The 16,167-nt window shown below is 54.1% G+C and carries 12 protein-coding genes; 10 read left to right on the forward strand and 2 right to left on the reverse strand.

Translation table 11 applies throughout. The features are described from left to right. Positions 1-77: 77 nt before the first annotated feature. Genes ACT3TR_RS06120 through ACT3TR_RS06140 form a run of 5 tightly spaced genes read left to right on the forward strand, consistent with a single transcriptional unit; the run spans position 78 to position 4,928 of the window. The gene (locus ACT3TR_RS06120) at positions 78-971 is read left to right on the forward strand and encodes a formate dehydrogenase accessory sulfurtransferase FdhD (RefSeq protein ID WP_096277680.1); all 894 of its coding nucleotides are present in this window, start codon (positions 78-80) and stop codon (positions 969-971) included. Continuing rightward, positions 968-1,594, forward strand: coding sequence for a molybdenum cofactor guanylyltransferase MobA (mobA, locus tag ACT3TR_RS06125; RefSeq protein ID WP_096277677.1), 627 nt, complete (start codon positions 968-970; stop codon positions 1,592-1,594). Before ACT3TR_RS06120 ends, mobA begins: the two co-directional genes overlap by 4 nt. Beyond that, positions 1,591-2,862 (forward strand): molybdopterin molybdotransferase MoeA, encoded by a 1,272-nt coding sequence (gene moeA, locus ACT3TR_RS06130; protein WP_096277675.1) that lies wholly within the window; start codon positions 1,591-1,593, stop codon positions 2,860-2,862. The genes mobA and moeA overlap by 4 nt, the downstream gene beginning before the upstream one ends. Continuing rightward, positions 2,859-3,911 carry a GTP 3',8-cyclase MoaA gene (gene moaA, locus ACT3TR_RS06135; RefSeq protein WP_225734161.1) on the forward strand — a complete coding sequence of 351 codons (1,053 nt, stop codon included), beginning with the start codon at positions 2,859-2,861 and terminating at the stop codon, positions 3,909-3,911. Before moeA ends, moaA begins: the two co-directional genes overlap by 4 nt. Positions 3,912-3,914: 3 nt before the next feature. Next, positions 3,915-4,928 carry a CobW family GTP-binding protein gene (locus tag ACT3TR_RS06140; protein WP_444624995.1) on the forward strand — a complete coding sequence of 338 codons (1,014 nt, stop codon included), beginning with the start codon at positions 3,915-3,917 and terminating at the stop codon, positions 4,926-4,928. 24 nt (positions 4,929-4,952) lie between these two features. Here the strand turns inward: ACT3TR_RS06140 and ACT3TR_RS06145 are convergent, their stop codons facing one another. After that, on the reverse strand, positions 4,953-7,661 hold the full coding sequence (locus tag ACT3TR_RS06145) for a bifunctional diguanylate cyclase/phosphodiesterase (protein ID WP_444624994.1): 2,709 nt from the start codon (positions 7,659-7,661) through the stop codon (positions 4,953-4,955). A 179-nt stretch (positions 7,662-7,840) separates the two neighbouring features. Between ACT3TR_RS06145 and ACT3TR_RS06150 the strand changes: the two genes are divergently transcribed. Beyond that, the gene (locus ACT3TR_RS06150) at positions 7,841-8,746 is read left to right on the forward strand and encodes a LysR family transcriptional regulator (protein ID WP_444624993.1); all 906 of its coding nucleotides are present in this window, start codon (positions 7,841-7,843) and stop codon (positions 8,744-8,746) included. Between the two features lie 31 nt (positions 8,747-8,777). Here the strand turns inward: ACT3TR_RS06150 and ACT3TR_RS06155 are convergent, their stop codons facing one another. After that, complete coding sequence (locus ACT3TR_RS06155; RefSeq protein ID WP_444624992.1) at positions 8,778-10,298, reverse strand: NCS1 family nucleobase:cation symporter-1; 1,521 nt, start codon at positions 10,296-10,298, stop codon at positions 8,778-8,780. A gap of 588 nt (positions 10,299-10,886) precedes the next feature. On the opposite strand from ACT3TR_RS06155, the gene ACT3TR_RS06160 reads away from it, so the two are divergent. From ACT3TR_RS06160 to preA, 4 genes are read left to right on the forward strand one after another with little or no spacing between them, the layout of a single operon-like run. After that, positions 10,887-11,753: a nitrilase-related carbon-nitrogen hydrolase gene (locus tag ACT3TR_RS06160; RefSeq protein WP_096277665.1), complete on the forward strand. Its 867-nt coding sequence runs from the start codon at positions 10,887-10,889 to the stop codon at positions 11,751-11,753. A 32-nt stretch (positions 11,754-11,785) separates the two neighbouring features. Further along, on the forward strand, positions 11,786-13,225 hold the full coding sequence (gene hydA / locus ACT3TR_RS06165) for a dihydropyrimidinase (RefSeq protein ID WP_444624991.1): 1,440 nt from the start codon (positions 11,786-11,788) through the stop codon (positions 13,223-13,225). 56 nt (positions 13,226-13,281) lie between these two features. Then, positions 13,282-14,661 carry an NAD(P)-dependent oxidoreductase gene (locus tag ACT3TR_RS06170; RefSeq protein WP_444624990.1) on the forward strand — a complete coding sequence of 460 codons (1,380 nt, stop codon included), beginning with the start codon at positions 13,282-13,284 and terminating at the stop codon, positions 14,659-14,661. Further along, positions 14,658-16,007: an NAD-dependent dihydropyrimidine dehydrogenase subunit PreA gene (gene preA, locus ACT3TR_RS06175; protein WP_444624989.1), complete on the forward strand. Its 1,350-nt coding sequence runs from the start codon at positions 14,658-14,660 to the stop codon at positions 16,005-16,007. The genes ACT3TR_RS06170 and preA overlap by 4 nt, the downstream gene beginning before the upstream one ends. Positions 16,008-16,167: the final 160 nt, after the last annotated feature.

Genomic DNA, 16,167 nt, shown 5'->3' on the forward strand with positions numbered 1-16,167 from the left:
GGTAGACAAGTAAGCATCCCCAGCCCCATCATCGTCAACCCCGACGTTTTGCGAGAACTATTTAGCGAGGTTCATGGATGCCTGCCCTTCAGTTAAGCCGAGCCCGCTTACCGGCTACTACTCAGATTAGCATCGTTGACGAATATGGCGATACGCGCCAGCAGGCGATTGCCGCTGAACGGGCGCTAACCGTGTATCTCAATAAGCGCGAAATTGTCACGCTGATGACCCTGGGTGACGACCCCGAAGCGCTGGTGGTCGGCTATTTACGCAATCAAGGCTTGCTGCGAGCTGCCGAGGACTTGACTGCCGTGCAGGTCGACTGGGAGGTAGAAGCCGCCGTGGTGGTTACCCGCCACCTACCTGAAGACCTGGAAGCACGCTTAAGTACTCGCACGGTCACCACCGGCTGCGGCCAGGGCACGGTGTTTGGTAAATTGTTGGATCAAACCGCGCTGATGGCGCTGCCCGATACGCAGCTGGCACAATCGACGCTTTATCAGCTGTTGCAAAATCTCAACGCCTATAATGAAACGTACCGGAGCGCTGGCGCCGTTCACGGCTGCGCACTTTGCGATCAAGCACAGGTGCTCGATTTTGTCGAAGACGTTGGGCGACACAACGCCGTAGATACCCTGGCGGGGCGCCAATGGCTTCAGCAGGCAGATAGTGCCAATGCAGATATTTTTTATACCACAGGGCGGCTGACGTCAGAGATGGTGCTAAAGGTGGCGCAAATGGGGATTAGCGTACTGGTGTCGCGTTCAGGCGTAACGCAAAAAGGCGTTGAGCTGGCCGAGCGCTTTGGCGTGATGCTTATCGCCCGCGCTAAAGGCCGCCATTTTCAGTCGATCAATACCCAGCATCGCCTGACGCTGGACGCGATTCCTGAGCGACCGTCCACAGTACATTCATCAAAACAGGCGCGCTCATCAAAGCAGGCACATTCATCAACACAGGCACGCTCATGATTCCTACCCAAGAACTAACCGGTATGATTCTAGCCGGCGGCGAAGGTCGTAGAATGGGCGGTCGCGATAAGGGACTTGAGCCTTTTGCGGGCTTACCTCTTGTCGCCCATGCGGTTAAACGCCTGGAGGGCCAAGTAGGCGAACTGCTGATTAATGCCAATCGCAATGCCGATGCTTACCGCTTCTTTGCTGACCGTGTGATCGCTGATCTGGTAATAGAGGGCGCCGACGAAGGCTTCAAAGGCCCGCTCATGGGGATTTATAGCGGGCTGCGCGCAGCCAAAACGCCTTGGCTGCTGATTGTTCCCTGTGACTCTCCCGCCCTGTCAGATGACTTAGTAGCACGTTTGGTCGCAGGGATTGGCGATCATGATATTGGCGTGGCCTTTGACGGTGAGCGGCTGCACCCCGTGGTAGCGCTGCTGCGTACGTCACTCGCCGATGACTTAGCCGCCGTATTGGCCGAGGGTGAGCGCAAAATCGACCGCTGGTATGCGCGCCATCACTGGTGCAAAGTCGATATGTCCGACTGCCCCGAGGCCTTTGCTAACCTCAACACTGAAGAGGAAAAGCTGCACCTTGAAACTGTTCTGCTGTCGACTAAAGGCAAGGAGGCAACGTGACGCTCTCCTGCTTTGATCTCGGTGAGAAAATGCTTAGCGTTGACGAAGCCCGTCAAGCGCTCGCTACGTTGATTGAGCGCCCGCTAGACAGCGAACAGGTGCCTCTGGCACAGGCCCATGGCCGCCGCTTGGCCACCGCTGTGCTGGCGACGCTTAACGTGCCGCAAAATACCAATGCGGCGATGGATGGCGTGGCGCTGGCCTTGGCGAGAGAAGGTGTTGGGGCCAAGCAAACCCATTGGCCCGTGGCTGGAGAGGTATTAGCAGGCCAGTATCGCAGCGAAATGGTGCCTGCCGGCCACTGTGTACGCATTACCACCGGCGCCCCATTGCCGCCAGGCACCGACACAGTGGTGATGAGTGAACAGCTGCGCGAACCGTCAGACGAACAGCCTGAGCATGTGATTATTGAGTCGCCTGAGCGCCTCAAGCACGGCCAGCATGTACGCCAGGCCGGTGAAGACATGGCGATTGGCGATACGGCACTTGCGGCAGGTTCGCGACTCGATGCCGCCAAGCTGGGCTTATTAGCGTCGCTAGGCTATGCCACGGTTACCGTGTGCCAACGCCCGAAGGTGGCGATTTTCTCGACCGGCAACGAGGTCACGGCCCCCGGCGAGCCTATTGCTCCGGCCGGGGTTTATGACGCGAATCGTTTTACGCTGATCGGCATGCTTGCCGAGTACGGCGCTGACGTGATTGATCTCGGCATTTTGCCGGACGAACAGGACGCTATCCAAACAGCGCTGGAGCAAGCCGCCCAGCAAAGCGATTTGGTGATCACCAGCGGCGGCGTATCCGTGGGTCAGGCTGATTTTACCCGCACCGCGCTGCAGCAGTTGGGCCGCTTAGCGTTCTGGCGCGTAGCGCTTCGCCCAGGCCGGCCCATGGCCTGCGGCTGGTTAGGCGAACAGCACACGCCGTTCGTCGGCCTTCCCGGCAATCCAGTGGCGGTCATGGTAACCTTTCTACAGTTTGTGACGCCGCTGCTGGATCGACTTCAAGGGCTGCCGGTTTCACCGCCCCATCGCCTTTATGCGATTGCCGATGACGTCTTAAAAAGCCGCTTAAAGCGCACTGATTTTATTCGCGGTGTCTACCATACTGATGGAGAAGGACAGTTACACGTACGTAGCACCGGCGCCCAGGGTTCGGGTATTTTAACCTCGATGGTGGCTGCTAATTGCTTGATTGAACTTGCCGATGACCAAGACGGCGCACAACCAGGCGAGGTAGTCAGCATACAACCACTAACGGGATGGCTATGACCGAGCAACGAACGACTCAGCAACGCGCTGGCCACTCACATTTTGACCAACCACATGCTGACCAGCCACTGATTGATGATTTTGGCCGCCGTATTAGCTACGTGCGTATTTCGGTCACCGACCGCTGCGATTTCCGCTGTGTGTACTGCATGAGCGAAGAGATGACGTTTCTGCCTCGTGCTCAGGTACTGACGCTGGAAGAGATTGCCATGGTGGCCCGCGCCTTCACCGAGCTGGGGGTTGAAAAGATTCGCCTTACCGGTGGCGAACCGCTCGTGCGCAGCGGCATTGACCAACTGGTCGATGAGATCGGCGCCATGCCGGGCCTTACCGACTTCACCATGACCACGAACGGCGCCAGCCTGCGTAAGCACGCTAAACAGCTTTATGCCAGCGGCCTGCGGCGTCTCAATATTAGCTTGGACTCACTGGTTCCGGAACGCTTCAAGCAGCTGACTCGCACCGGCGATCTCGCCAAAGTGATTGACGGCATTCACGCCGCTCAGGAAGCTGGGTTTAAGCGTATTAAGCTCAACGCGGTGATCTTAAAAGGCCGTAATGACGATGAAGTGATCGACTTGGTCACCTTTGCCCGCCAAGAAGGCCTGGACATTAGCTTTATCGAAGAAATGCCGCTGGGTGATGTCTCCGATCACTCACGAGCAGAGACGTTCTACTCCAGCGACGACGTGCAGGCGATGATTGAGTCCCGCTACCCGCTGATTGCCACGGCCGAAACCACACCGGGCCCATCGCGCTACTTTAAGATGCTCGACAGCGAAAGCCGCGTTGGATTTATCTCACCGCATAGCCACAACTTTTGTGATACCTGCAACCGCGTACGGGTCACCGTGGAAGGCCGTCTACTGCTCTGCTTAGGCAATGAACATTCAGTAGATCTTCGCGCCGTGCTGCGCCGCCATCCGGGCAATATGCAGATACTTAAGCAGGCCATCATTGATGCCTTGCCGCTTAAGCCGGAGCGCCATCACTTCACCACCGATGGCGATGTGCAGGTGGTACGCTTTATGAATATGACAGGAGGCTAGGCCTTGTCAGCGTTAACGAAAGTCCCTGTGCATATTATTACTGGCTTTCTAGGTAGCGGCAAAACCACGCTTATCCACAGCCTGATCAAGCAAAAGCCTGTGGATGAAAAATGGGCAATTTTAGTCAACGAGTTTGGTCAAATCGGCATCGATCAGGCGATGTTTGATGCCCGCGATGATGTCGTTGTAAAAGGCCTGCCTGGCGGCTGCTTATGCTGTCAATTGGCGTTTGTACTGCAAGCGGCTCTGGTTAATTTACTGGCACGTAGCAAACCCGACCGGGTAATCATTGAGCCTTCAGGCCTTGGACACCCCGCAGGCCTGCTAGACTTATTGCGTGGTGAGGCATTTAACGATGTGGTCGACGTGCGCGACATTATTGCCACTCTCGACCCGCGCCGCCTGGATGACGCCCGCGCTCGCCAGCACGACACCTTCCTCGATCAGCTCGATATGGCAGACGCCGTGGCGCTTACGATGCTCGACCAGAGCACTTCAGGCCAGCTAGCGGCTGCCCATGCGTTTGTCGCCGAGCGCTGGCCTCCGCGCAAATGGGTGCAGGAAACCTTACAAGGCGAACTATCGCTCACGCTGCTCACTCAAAGTAGCAGCGCCGCTGTTCGCGGCCAAGAAATGCCAGGCAGTCATCAGCAGCTCGCGGCAATGCCCAGCCTAGCGGGTTCGTTTTTTGATTTCCCGCCGCCACCGGGCAAACCCCAACGTGAAACCGGCACGTCGCTAGGCTATACCAGCACAGGACTACGCTGGCATCCCAGCGAGCGCTTTGACCTGGACAGCCTCGCCGCGCATCTAGGGGAACTGCCAAGAGAGGCTCGCATTAAAGGCGTTTTTCATACCGATAATGGCTGGAAGCGCCTTAACCGTGCGGACGGCACACTCAGCATTGAAAGCAGCGCATGGCGGCAAGACTCTCGACTGGAAGTGATTCTTCCCGACACGCTGCCCACCCCTAGCCTGGATCTTGAACCCCACCTATGCGCCCTGCCCGTCAGTTAACAGGCTGACAGCTGCGCTGAGCATTCAGACTTTTTCAATCCGTCTTTCCATTTCATCTACGGTTACCGGTTGCCCAAACAGATAGCCCTGGTAAACGTGGCAGCCATGAGCCAATAGCCACGCCTGCTGTGCTTCTGTCTCCACTCCTTCCGCAATGACCTCTAGATTTAAACTACCAGCCAGGGCAATCGTACTTTCCACAATGGACGCATTCGCTTGGCTATCCAGTACCTGTTGAACAAACGACTGGTCGATTTTCAATTGATCCAACGGCAGCTGAGCCAGATACGCCAATGACGAATAGCCGGTGCCAAAATCATCCAGCGAAAAGCGCACGCCCTGCGCCTTTAAGGCGAGCATTTTATGCCGAGTTTCATCCTGGGCTGCCACGAACAGTGACTCAGTCACTTCTAGTTTTAAGCGGCTAAGCGGCGCTTGGGTGCGGGCAAAAACCCCCTCTACACGGGATAAAAAATGCTTATCGCGAAACTGTTGCGGGCTAAGATTGACCGATATGGTTAACGTGCTTAAACGCGGATGCTGCGCCCACCGCGCTAATTGCTGACAGGCACCGGCCAATATCCATTCACCCACGTCATTAATCAATTCAGTGCTTTCTAGCAACGGAATAAATTCACAGGGAGACACCATGCCACGCTCTGGATGCTCCCAGCGTAATAGCGCTTCTACGCCAATGATCGTACCGCAGGAGTTGACCTGAGGCTGGTAGTAAAGCAACCACTGCTGGTTTTCCTGTGCCTGGTGTAAATCTGCCTCTAACTTCACATGGGCCAACAGCGCTGCCTGCATGGCGGGATCAAAAAAACACAGCGTGTGGCGGCCATTGTCTTTGGCTTTAAAGAGTGCCAGATCCGCCTGCTGCAAATACTCATCGACGCTGTGTTCATCGCCCTCCATCACCGCAATACCAATACTGGCCGTGATCGTAACAGTCTCTTCACCAAGTAAGATGGGCTCATTGAGTACTGCCAATAATTTATGGCCAATACGCTCAACAAGCTGCGTGATTTGAGTACGGCTACTCTCAGCACCTTCAATTAACACCGCAAACTCGTCGGCTCCCAAGCGTGCTAGCGTGTCCGTATCGCGCAGCATTTGGCCCATCCGCTGAGCGACACACTGCAATAACTGATCCCCTTGGTAGTGTCCAAGGGTGTCATTAATTTGCTTAAAGTTATCAATATCGATAAACAACAGTGCGACACCATGCTGATGGCGCTGAAGCGCTTTGAGCGCAGCATCCATGCGATCTAGAAATAGGCGCCGGTTCGCCAGCCCCGTTAATGAATCATAAAATGCCAGCTGATGAATCTCCTGCTCAGCGGCTTTGCGCTCGCTGATATCGCTCATCGTAGTCACGTAATGCGTCAACACGCCGCCGTTGCCATAAACCGCGCTCACCGTGAGCCACTCAGGAAACAGCTCACCGTTCTTGCGCTGATTCCATATCTCGCCTTCCCAGTTGCCGGTTTTGAGCACTTGCTTCCATAAACGACGATAAAATGCTGCGTTATGTAGCTCGGAGCTAAAGACGCGCGGGGTTTTACCGACAATTTCGACTTGGCTGTAACCGGTAATACGCGTGAAGGTATCATTCACTTTCAGAATCAAGCCCTGAGCATCGGTAATTAAAATGCCTAAGTGTGTTTGAAAAGCGGCGGCAGCGACTTGCGCTTCAGCACGCGCCTGTTCTCGCTCTTCAATGCGCTGGCGTAATTGATCCGCTAGCGTTAAACGGCTTAGATAATGACGCGCCCCCCAAGCCCCTAGCAGCGCCATCACAGCTACTATCAGCACAAAAATCCACGTCCGTTGGCGCCAATCCGCTAGCAGCGCATGCAGATCAATACCGACAATGACTAGCATGGGATATGCTCCGACTCGCTGCATGCGCATCAGCCGCATGCGGCCGTCAATAGGTGACACTCCCTTTAGTGCAAGAGCGGGTTCGCCACTGTCTAACCATTGCGTCATATTAGGGCTAACGATTTGACTACCAATAGCCATTGATCCCTCTGATGGCGGATATCTAGCGATCAGCTTTAAATCGGTGTCGATCAGCGTAATGCTTTCGCCGTCATAGACATTCATCTGCTCAAGCACGGCGGTAAATACGCCCGGTACGATGCGTGACACTACGACACCTGCAACGCCGCTATTGGAGTTCTCGAATCGCCTTCCATGGTAAAAGTAGAGACGTTGATCACCGGTCGATACCTGCAGTGGCGTAATCAGCTCCTGTTCTTCCCCCTGCGTCAAGGCGTTAAAAAACGCTGTCTCGCTGATATTAAAACGTGTATTCCACTTTCCGCCACCGCTTGCCAGCAAGCGCCCCTGGGTATCAAAAAGAACTATTTCGTCGATCAGGGGCACGTACTGGGTGAGATTTTCTAACGCTTGTTGAAGCTGCGGATTAGTATTGCTATCCGATATATCTTGTAAGGCGAGTAGTTCGGTTAATCCGAACAGAGCTTGCCCACTTTGAGAAAAGCCTCCTTTTGCCCACGCCATAACGACATTGGCGCGGGCATTAATATGCGACTCTGCGGCGGCCATTTCTTGCTTATACTGCTCACTCAACAGCCAACCGAAAAGCGCCATAATGATGCTAAGCGCTAGCACATATAGCGCTATCACATGTCGCCGCTGCTGGCGGTAGGTAGCCGTCGCTTTCAGCACATCGTCTTTTGCATCAATAGAGATGACGGGCATCGCACAGGGGCCTTATCTAGGTATGCCATGAAAACACCTAGTACAGTTTAAGAAAAATTAGAAATGCTATACCCCACTCACAACAAGCGGCTATGCCATGTATATCAGTTTTTATCGTAGTTGATTCATTAAAAAAGCATGGCACTATATATTAATTATTTAGATACCCAGGGGCTGTGATGGCATCGCTAGGTCAAATGAGCGACTACGAAATACGCTTAATTCGTATTTTTAAAACGGTTGTCGAATGCGGCGGTTTTACCGCGGCTGAAACGACGCTCGGCATTAGTCGCTCGGCGATTAGCCAGCATATGAACGACCTGGAGGGGCGGCTAGGATTCTCTCTCTGCCAGCGAGGGCGTGGCGGGTTTAGCTTAACCGAAGAGGGTAAAGAGATTTATCAGGCAGGGCTTACGCTGCTCACTGCGTTGGAAACCTTTAAAAGCGATGTAAATGCTCTGCATCAAACCATAAAAGGTGAGCTTAACATTGGCATTACCGATAATTTGGTCACGCTACCGGCCATGCATGTCACCAATGCGCTGGCCGAGCTGAGTGCACCGGCGCATGATGTCACGCTGCATATTCATATGGAGCCTTCCGATGCGGTAATTCGTGGCGTGATGGATGGCCATCTTCACGTTGGCGTTGTACCCGCAGTGAACCTACCGACCAGCTTAGAAACGCGGCACCTCTACGATGAGCCTTCGTATCTTTACTGCGCGGCAGAGCATCCGCTTTTTTCTGAGCCTGATGACATTCTTGATACTGCCGATATTGCCCATTACCCCGCTATTTCACCGCGCTACCCGCTTCCTGAAAAAGCGCGCGAGGCGCATGATGCGCTTTGCCTGCGCGCCTCGGCATCAGACCGCGAAGGAGCGGCCTTTCTGATTCTTACCGGGCGCTTTATCGGTTTCCTACCCGAACACGTGGCTGCCCAGTGGGTGGCCGCCGGCAAGATGCGGGCGCTACATGCAAGCGCCCAGCACTATCGCATCCCCTTTGTACTCATCACCCGCCACGACCGGCGCCCTAATCGCGTAGTGGATGCGTTTTTAAGTTTTATTAAAAACGCAGAGTAAGCAAAAAACAGTAAGCAAAAAACAGTGCGTTTTATGAACGTTGCTCTGCTGCGTCACGCGCCATGATGGGTACCGGCCCAACCTGTGGCGACGATGACAACACTTGGCTCGCCACGTAGTAAACGATGGCTCCAAGCGCTGAGCCTGTGAACCAGCCATAGTCATAAAACCAGTTCATCGTGTCTGTCACTAGCGACATTAACGTGAGCAGCACCGGCACACCAAAAGCAATAAAGCCAGCGATGTTCACAGCAGGATAGGCGTGATCATCCATGTACAGGCTCGGCACATTCAAACGCTGCTTTTTAATCAGAAAGTAGTCCACTGCCATGATGCCAGCGATGGGCCCTAACAGGCTTGAATAACCCAGCAGCCAGTTGGAATACATCTGTTCAAGGGAAACCCCGGGAGGAATAACACCCGCCTTTTGCAGCAGGTCATAACCCATTAACAGCACCCCAACGGCCCCAGTGATCAATACACCGCGCGTTTGGTTAATCAGCTTAGGGGCAATGTTTTGGAAATCGTTGGTGGGCGAAACAATATTCGAGGCGGTATTCGTAGAAATGGTAGCAATAATAATCAGCAGCATCGCCATCACGACCCAGAAGGGGCTGTCGATATAGCCAATTAAGCGCACCGGATCGGCAACGGTTTGGCCCACTAACGTCTCAGACGCGGCGGTCAACACCACCCCGAGAGCTGCAAAGAAGAACATCGTCAGCGGCAGGCCGATTACTTGACCAACAATCTGGTCTTTTTGGCTTTTCGCAAAGCGGCTGAAATCGGGGATATTAAGCGATAGCGTGGCCCAAAAACCGACCATAGCGGTCAAGCCCGCGAAAAAATAGCCGTAAACCGATGCCCCTTCAGGGCGCGATGGCGGCTGCGCGAGAAGCTCGGTCATCGACATATTCGGCCATGCCCACATCATTAGCCCAATACCCACCGCTAGCAGCAGCGGCGCGGCCAATGTTTCCAGCCATTTGATCGATTCAGCCCCGCGAATAACCACGTAAAGGTTCATCGCGCCAAAGACAAAAAAGCCAATAACTTCACCAACCCCACCTAATGCTGCCCAAGCAGGCACCAGTTCTGAAAGCAGCAGATGAATCGCCAGACCGCCAAACATCGTTTGAATACCAAACCAGCCACAGCCTACCAATGCGCGCACCAGGCAGGGCACGTTAGAGCCTAAAATGCCGAATGAAGAACGCAAAACCACGGGAAAAGGAATACCAAACTTGGTGCCTGGAAAAGCGTTCAACGTCAGCGGGATCAGCACGATGATATTCGCCAACAGAATAGCGAATAACGCCTCGCCCACGCTTAAACCAAAATAGGCGGTTAAAACGCCGCCCAGTGTGTAGGTAGGCACGCAGATCGACATGCCGACCCACAGGGCGGCGATATTCCATTTGGTCCAGGTGCGCTCGCTAGCCTGGGTCGGTGCAATATCTTCATTAAAACGCGAACTGTTGCGTACATCGTTCCCTACCTCAAGCTCAATCAGACCATCTCGATCCACCATCTGAGAGGTTGTTTCTGGCATTTTTGTATCTCCTCAGCATTGCGTTGTCCAACCCAGGCGGTGTCTGAACGCTAGCGACAGCGGCTAAATCCTGACAAACCTTAATCCCCACGGTCAGTGAAGTTTCCTAGACAGGATTCAAAGCAATAAGTGTGCCTAGCTAAGCGAGCATGCCAATTAACTCATTGATTAAAAAGCTGCCTTTATGGACAACAATATTATTATTAGATCATTACCTTTGACGATGTTACCTCTCGAACAAACGTCGACTAAACAAAGCTAGATCAAAAAAAATATTTGCACCAACTTTAAACATCTCAGAATTTAAAATAAGCCCTCTAAAATAGATAACATCATGATTCAAAACAATTAATAAAAAATTCCAAAACAGTGCGCATGATCACCAAAAGAGTGAACACTGCTATTTATATAAATAAAATCAAACAAACTCAAAGAGTTAACGTTAATTTAAAAAACAATAAATGATGACTTGCCAAAACCACCAAGCCAACGATACTTTTAAGAAAAGCTGTCTTGATTGTCAGCTTTATTAGACAACGCTTAAGACTCAAACAAACGCTTTACACCAACAATTAGAGGGAGCGTCTAATGCAGAAGATGAAAATCGGCTTAATTCAAATGGGCTTAAAAACCAGCACCGAGCTTTCGCCCGCGGCCATTCGTGACGCGATGAACGAAGCCCATCTACCGATGATTCAGCAAGCCGCAGACCAGGGCGTGCAGGTGCTGTGCTTTCAGGAAGTCTTTAATCAGCCGTACTTTTGCCCCAGCCAAGACGGCAAATGGTACGCCGCCGCCGAGCGCGTACCCGAAGGCCCCACCTGCCAGATGATGCAAAAACTGGCCGCTGAGCACCGCATGGTCATTATTGTTCCGATCTATGAAGAAACCGAAACCGGCGTTTACTACAACACCGCCGCCGTGTTCGATGCCGATGGCAGCTACTTGGGCAAATACCACAAAACGCATATCCCTCAAGTGGCCGGTTTTTGGGAGAAGTTCTTCTTCAAACCTGGGCAATCCAACTGGCCGGTGTTTGATACTGCCTACGGCAAAATTGGCGTGTATATCTGCTATGACCGCCATTTCCCCGAAGGCTGGCGGGCGCTTGCGCTCAACGGTGCCGAAGTGATTTTCAACCCCTCTGCCACCGTGGCGGGGCTTTCTCAATATCTTTGGGAGCTTGAACAACCCGCCTCTGCGGCAGCCAACGGCTGCTTTATTGCTGCCATCAACCGTGTAGGCACTGAAGCACCGTGGAATATCGGCAATTTCTACGGCTCCAGTTACATCGTCAACCCCCGCGGCAAAATCGAAGCTCAGGCTAGCGAAACCAACGATGAACTCCTCGTCCACGAGATTGATTTGGACATGGTGCGAGAAGCCCGTAACAACTGGCAGTTCTTCCGCGACCGCCGCCCGGAAACCTACACCCGTCTCACCGACGGCGAATAGCACTGTCCAAACAATCATCCAAGGAGCGAACGATGAGCTTATTAATCAAAGGCGGCACGGTGGTCACTCACGCCGACACCTACCGGGCCGACGTGCTCTGCGTAGACGGTAAGATTCATGCCATTGGCACGGATCTAGACATCCCTGAAGGCTGTGAGACGGTTGATGCCAGCCATCAGTTGGTAATGCCCGGCGGTATCGACCCGCATACCCATATGCAGATGCCGTTTATGGGCGCGGTGGCCAGCGAAGATTTTTACACCGGCACCGCCGCGGCTATGGCAGGTGGCACCACAACGATTATTGACTTTGTCATCCCAAGCCCCGGCCAGTCGCTGCTAGAAGCCTTCGAAACCTGGCAAGGCTGGGCAGAAAAAGCCGCCACTGACTTTGCGTTTCACGTCGCCATTACCTGGTGGGATGAAAGCGTTAAAGAGGAAATGGGCACTCTGGTGCGCGAGCATGGCGTTAACAGTTTTAAGCATTTTATGGCCTATAAAGGCGCCATTATGGCCACCGATGATATTCTGGTGGAAAGCTTTTCGCGCTGCCTAGAGCTAGGCGCCATTCCCACGGTACATGCCGAAAACGGCGAGCTGGTGTACCACATGCAGCAAAAATTGCTCGCTCAAGGCATAACTGGGCCAGAGGCGCACCCGCTTTCCCGCCCGCCTCAAGTAGAAGGCGAAGCGGCTAGCCGCGCGATCCGCATTGCTAGCACGCTAGGCGCGCCGGTGTACCTGGTACATGTTTCCACCAAAGATGCGGTGGATGAAATCGCCTACGCCCGCCAACAGGGCCATCAGGTGTTTGGCGAGTGTTTAGCAGGCCATTTACTGATTGATGACAGCGTCTACCAGCACGCCGACTGGGCAACGGCAGCGGCCCACGTAATGAGCCCTCCCTTCCGGCCCAAGGGCCATCAAGAAGCACTCTGGCACGGCCTGCAATCCGGCAACCTACAAACGACCGCTACCGACCACTGCTGCTTCTGCGAGGAGCAAAAAGCGGCCGGCAAGGATGACTTCACCAAAATCCCCAACGGCACCGCCGGTGTCGAAGACCGCCTGGCCGTGCTGTGGGATGAAGGCGTTAACACCGGCCGACTTTCGCCCCAAGAATTTGTTGCTATCACCTCGACCAACACCGCCAAGATTTTCAATCTCTACCCGCGCAAGGGTGCGATTCAAGTCGGTGCCGACGCTGATATCGTGGTGTGGGATCCCAACGGCACCCGCACCATCTCCGCCAAGACCCATCACCAGAACGTCGATTTCAACATCTTCGAGGGTAAAACAGTCCGCGGCATCGCCCGTCACACGATTAGCCAAGGGAAATGGGTGTGGCGAGATGGCGAGCTACGCGCCGAACGCGGTGCAGGCCGCTATCTAAAACGCCCCGCCTATCCCGGTGTATTTGAGCTTCTGGCCAAGCGGGCCGAGTTAAACGCCCCGAAGGCTGTCGCACGTTAAAAATGAGCCAATAAAAAATACAGCGCAAGACAAGACTAGAGAATGGGAGTAACACCGTGACCAATCCACTGGACTACCTGCCCAGCGCAAAAGAGGTCGGCACCTACGACCCGCAAGCGCTGGCGAATAACTTTAGTGATCTTCATCCCCCACTCACCGATCGCCAGGCGATCATCGAAAGCCAGCGCTGCCTCTACTGCTATGACGCGCCCTGCGTTGAGGCCTGCCCCTCGGATATCGATGTCCCAAGCTTTATTCGTCAAATCAGCGACAGCAACATCAACGGCGCGGCAGAAACCATTTTGGAAGCCAATATTCTGGGCGGCAGCTGTGCCCGCGTATGTCCCACCGAAATTCTCTGCGAGCGTAGCTGCGTACGCAATCACGATGCCGAGTGCCAGCCGGTGCTGATTGGCCTATTGCAGCGCCATGCCACCGACAACATGCAGTTTGAACAACACCCTTTTACGCGTGCAGCCTCAACTGGCCAGCATATTGCGGTGGTGGGTGCAGGGCCTGCAGGGCTCTCCTGCGCTCACCGCTTGGCCATGTTTGGCCATCAGGTAACGATTTTTGAAGCCGAACAGAAACCCGGCGGGCTGAACGAGTACGGTATTGCACGCTATAAAATGACCGATGACTTTGCGCATAAGGAAGTCGCATTTTTACTCGAAATCGGCGGCATCGATATACAGTACGGCCAGCGCTTGGGAAGCAATTTAGCACTGAGCACGCTTCGCCAGCAGTACGACAGCGTGTTCATAGGCCTAGGACTGGGCGCCAGCCGCGCTTTAGGCCTCACCGGCGAAGAAGCACCCGGCTTAATGCCGGCGGTTGAATATATAAAAACGTTACGCCAAGCCACTGACCTGGGCAGCCTACCCGTTTCCAAACGCTGCATTGTCATCGGTGCGGGCAATACCGCCATTGATATGGCCACGCAGATGTCTCGCCTAGGCGCCACCGAGGTCACGCTGGTATATCGCCGTGGCCTTGAGGCAATGTCCGCCACCGACCATGAACAGGAAATCGCCAAGGCCAACGGCGTACGCATAGTGACCTGGGCACAGCCTGACGAGATTATGCTGGATACCCAAGGGCGCGTAGCGGGGATGCGCTTTGCCAAGACCGTTGAAAAAGCGGGCCGCTTAATGCCCACGGGCGAGGCGTTTGAGCTTGCCGCCGAGGCCATTTTCAAAGCTATCGGTCAGGGTTTCGACGACACAAGCCTAAGCGACACAACAGCCGCTGAGCTTGATCGAGACGGCGAGCGCATCCATGTAGATGAGATGTTTCGCACCTCTTTACCCAATGTTTATGCTGGCGGCGACTGTGTCCAAGCAGGCCAGGACCTTACCGTGCAAGCGGTGCAGCACGGCAAACAGGCGGCTCACGCCATTCATCAGGCGCTTGCCGCCAAGCAGGAGGCCGCATGAAAACGGATACTTTTACATCTAGCCCTTTTCCCTCATTTGGCAAGAAAAGTAACGGCGATAGTATCGTTAACGGCGTTGATTTATCGGTTAACTTTGCCGGCATTAAAGCCCCTAACCCATTCTGGCTGGCCTCCGCCCCACCTACCGACAAAGCTTACAACGTCGTGCGCGCCTATGAGGCGGGTTGGGGTGGCGTGGTATGGAAAACCTTAGGAGAAGAGCCCGCCGCAGTGAACGTGTCCTCGCGTTATTCGGCCCACTATGGCAAAAATCGCGAGGTGATCGGCTTTAACAATATTGAGCTGATTACCGACCGTTCGCTGGAGATCAACCTTCAAGAAATCACCCAAGTGAAGAAGGATTGGCCCGACCGCGCGCTGATCGTTTCCATCATGGTGCCGTGTAATGAAGAGGCTTGGGCGTATATTTTGCCGCTTGTGGAAGCGACCGGCGCAGACGGCATTGAGCTTAACCTAGGCTGCCCACATGGCATGCCCGAGCGCGGCATGGGCGCGGCGGTAGGCCAAAATCCTGATCTGATTGAAAAAGTCACCTACTGGTGCAAGAAGCACTACTCCAAACCGGTGATTGTGAAACTGACGCCCAACATTACCGACATTCGCGTGGGCGCTCAGGCGGCACTGCGCGGCGGTGCTGATGCGGTATCGCTAATCAATACCATTAACTCGATTACCAGTATCGATCTCGATGCCATGGTCGCCAAGCCTACGGTGGGCCATCAAAGCACTCACGGTGGCTACTGCGGTAGCGCCGTGAAGCCTATTGCCATGAACATGGTGGCTGAAATTGCCCGCGACCCGGCGACCCCCACGCTGCCTATCTCCGGCATTGGCGGTATTTCCAGCTGGCGGGATGCGGCGGAGTTTATCGCCCTAGGTTCGGGTAGCGTTCAGGTATGTACTGCGGCAATGCTCAACGGTTTTCGCATTGTGGAAGAGATGAAAGATGGCCTTTCCCGCTGGATGGCAGACAAGGGCTACGACTCGATTGAAGCGTTCTCCCGTAAGGCGATACCGCATACCACCGACTGGAAACATCTCGACATCAACTTCAAAACCATTGCCCAGATCGATCAAGACCTGTGCATAGAGTGTGGCCGTTGCTATATCGCCTGCGAGGATACCTCCCACCAGTCGATTGCCAAGCTCACCGAGCAGGACGGCGCCCGCCGCTACGAGGTGATTGAAGACGAATGCGTGGGCTGCAACCTGTGCCAAATCACCTGCCCGGTAGAAAACTGTATCACCATGGTGCCTCAGGAAACCGGCCAACCCTTCCTGGCTTGGGATAACGACCCACGCAATCCTTTCCAGGTCGCCAGTTAAAACGACTTAAACGGCCTAACGCCACCGCTCTCACTGCTCAAGAGCGGTGGCACTTATTGCAACACACCGTTCCTTCAACAAATAGCGACAAAGCACGGCATCCTTGAGAACATGAGAAACTATCGCATATGCTATTTTTTCTTATAAATGTTTTTTTATA

It is taken from the genome of Halomonas sp. AOP12-B1-6, from assembly GCF_052379225.1.
Taxonomy (GTDB): Bacteria; Pseudomonadota; Gammaproteobacteria; order Pseudomonadales; family Halomonadaceae; genus Vreelandella; species Vreelandella casei.

What these genes read in the sequence shown, in the direction of transcription:
- ACT3TR_RS06120 (WP_096277680.1), top strand. Translation starts at nt 78, where the DNA reads ATGCCTGCCCTTCAGTTAAGCCGAGCCCGCTTACCGGCTACTACTCAG.
- mobA (WP_096277677.1), top strand. Translation starts at nt 968, where the DNA reads ATGATTCCTACCCAAGAACTAACCGGTATGATTCTAGCCGGCGGCGAA.
- moaA (WP_225734161.1), top strand. Translation starts at nt 2,859, where the DNA reads ATGACCGAGCAACGAACGACTCAGCAACGCGCTGGCCACTCACATTTT.
- ACT3TR_RS06145 (WP_444624994.1), bottom strand. Translation starts at nt 7,661, where the DNA reads ATGCCCGTCATCTCTATTGATGCAAAAGACGATGTGCTGAAAGCGACG.
- ACT3TR_RS06150 (WP_444624993.1), top strand. Translation starts at nt 7,841, where the DNA reads ATGGCATCGCTAGGTCAAATGAGCGACTACGAAATACGCTTAATTCGT.
- ACT3TR_RS06155 (WP_444624992.1), bottom strand. Translation starts at nt 10,298, where the DNA reads ATGCCAGAAACAACCTCTCAGATGGTGGATCGAGATGGTCTGATTGAG.
- ACT3TR_RS06160 (WP_096277665.1), top strand. Translation starts at nt 10,887, where the DNA reads ATGCAGAAGATGAAAATCGGCTTAATTCAAATGGGCTTAAAAACCAGC.
- hydA (WP_444624991.1), top strand. Translation starts at nt 11,786, where the DNA reads ATGAGCTTATTAATCAAAGGCGGCACGGTGGTCACTCACGCCGACACC.
- preA (WP_444624989.1), top strand. Translation starts at nt 14,658, where the DNA reads ATGAAAACGGATACTTTTACATCTAGCCCTTTTCCCTCATTTGGCAAG.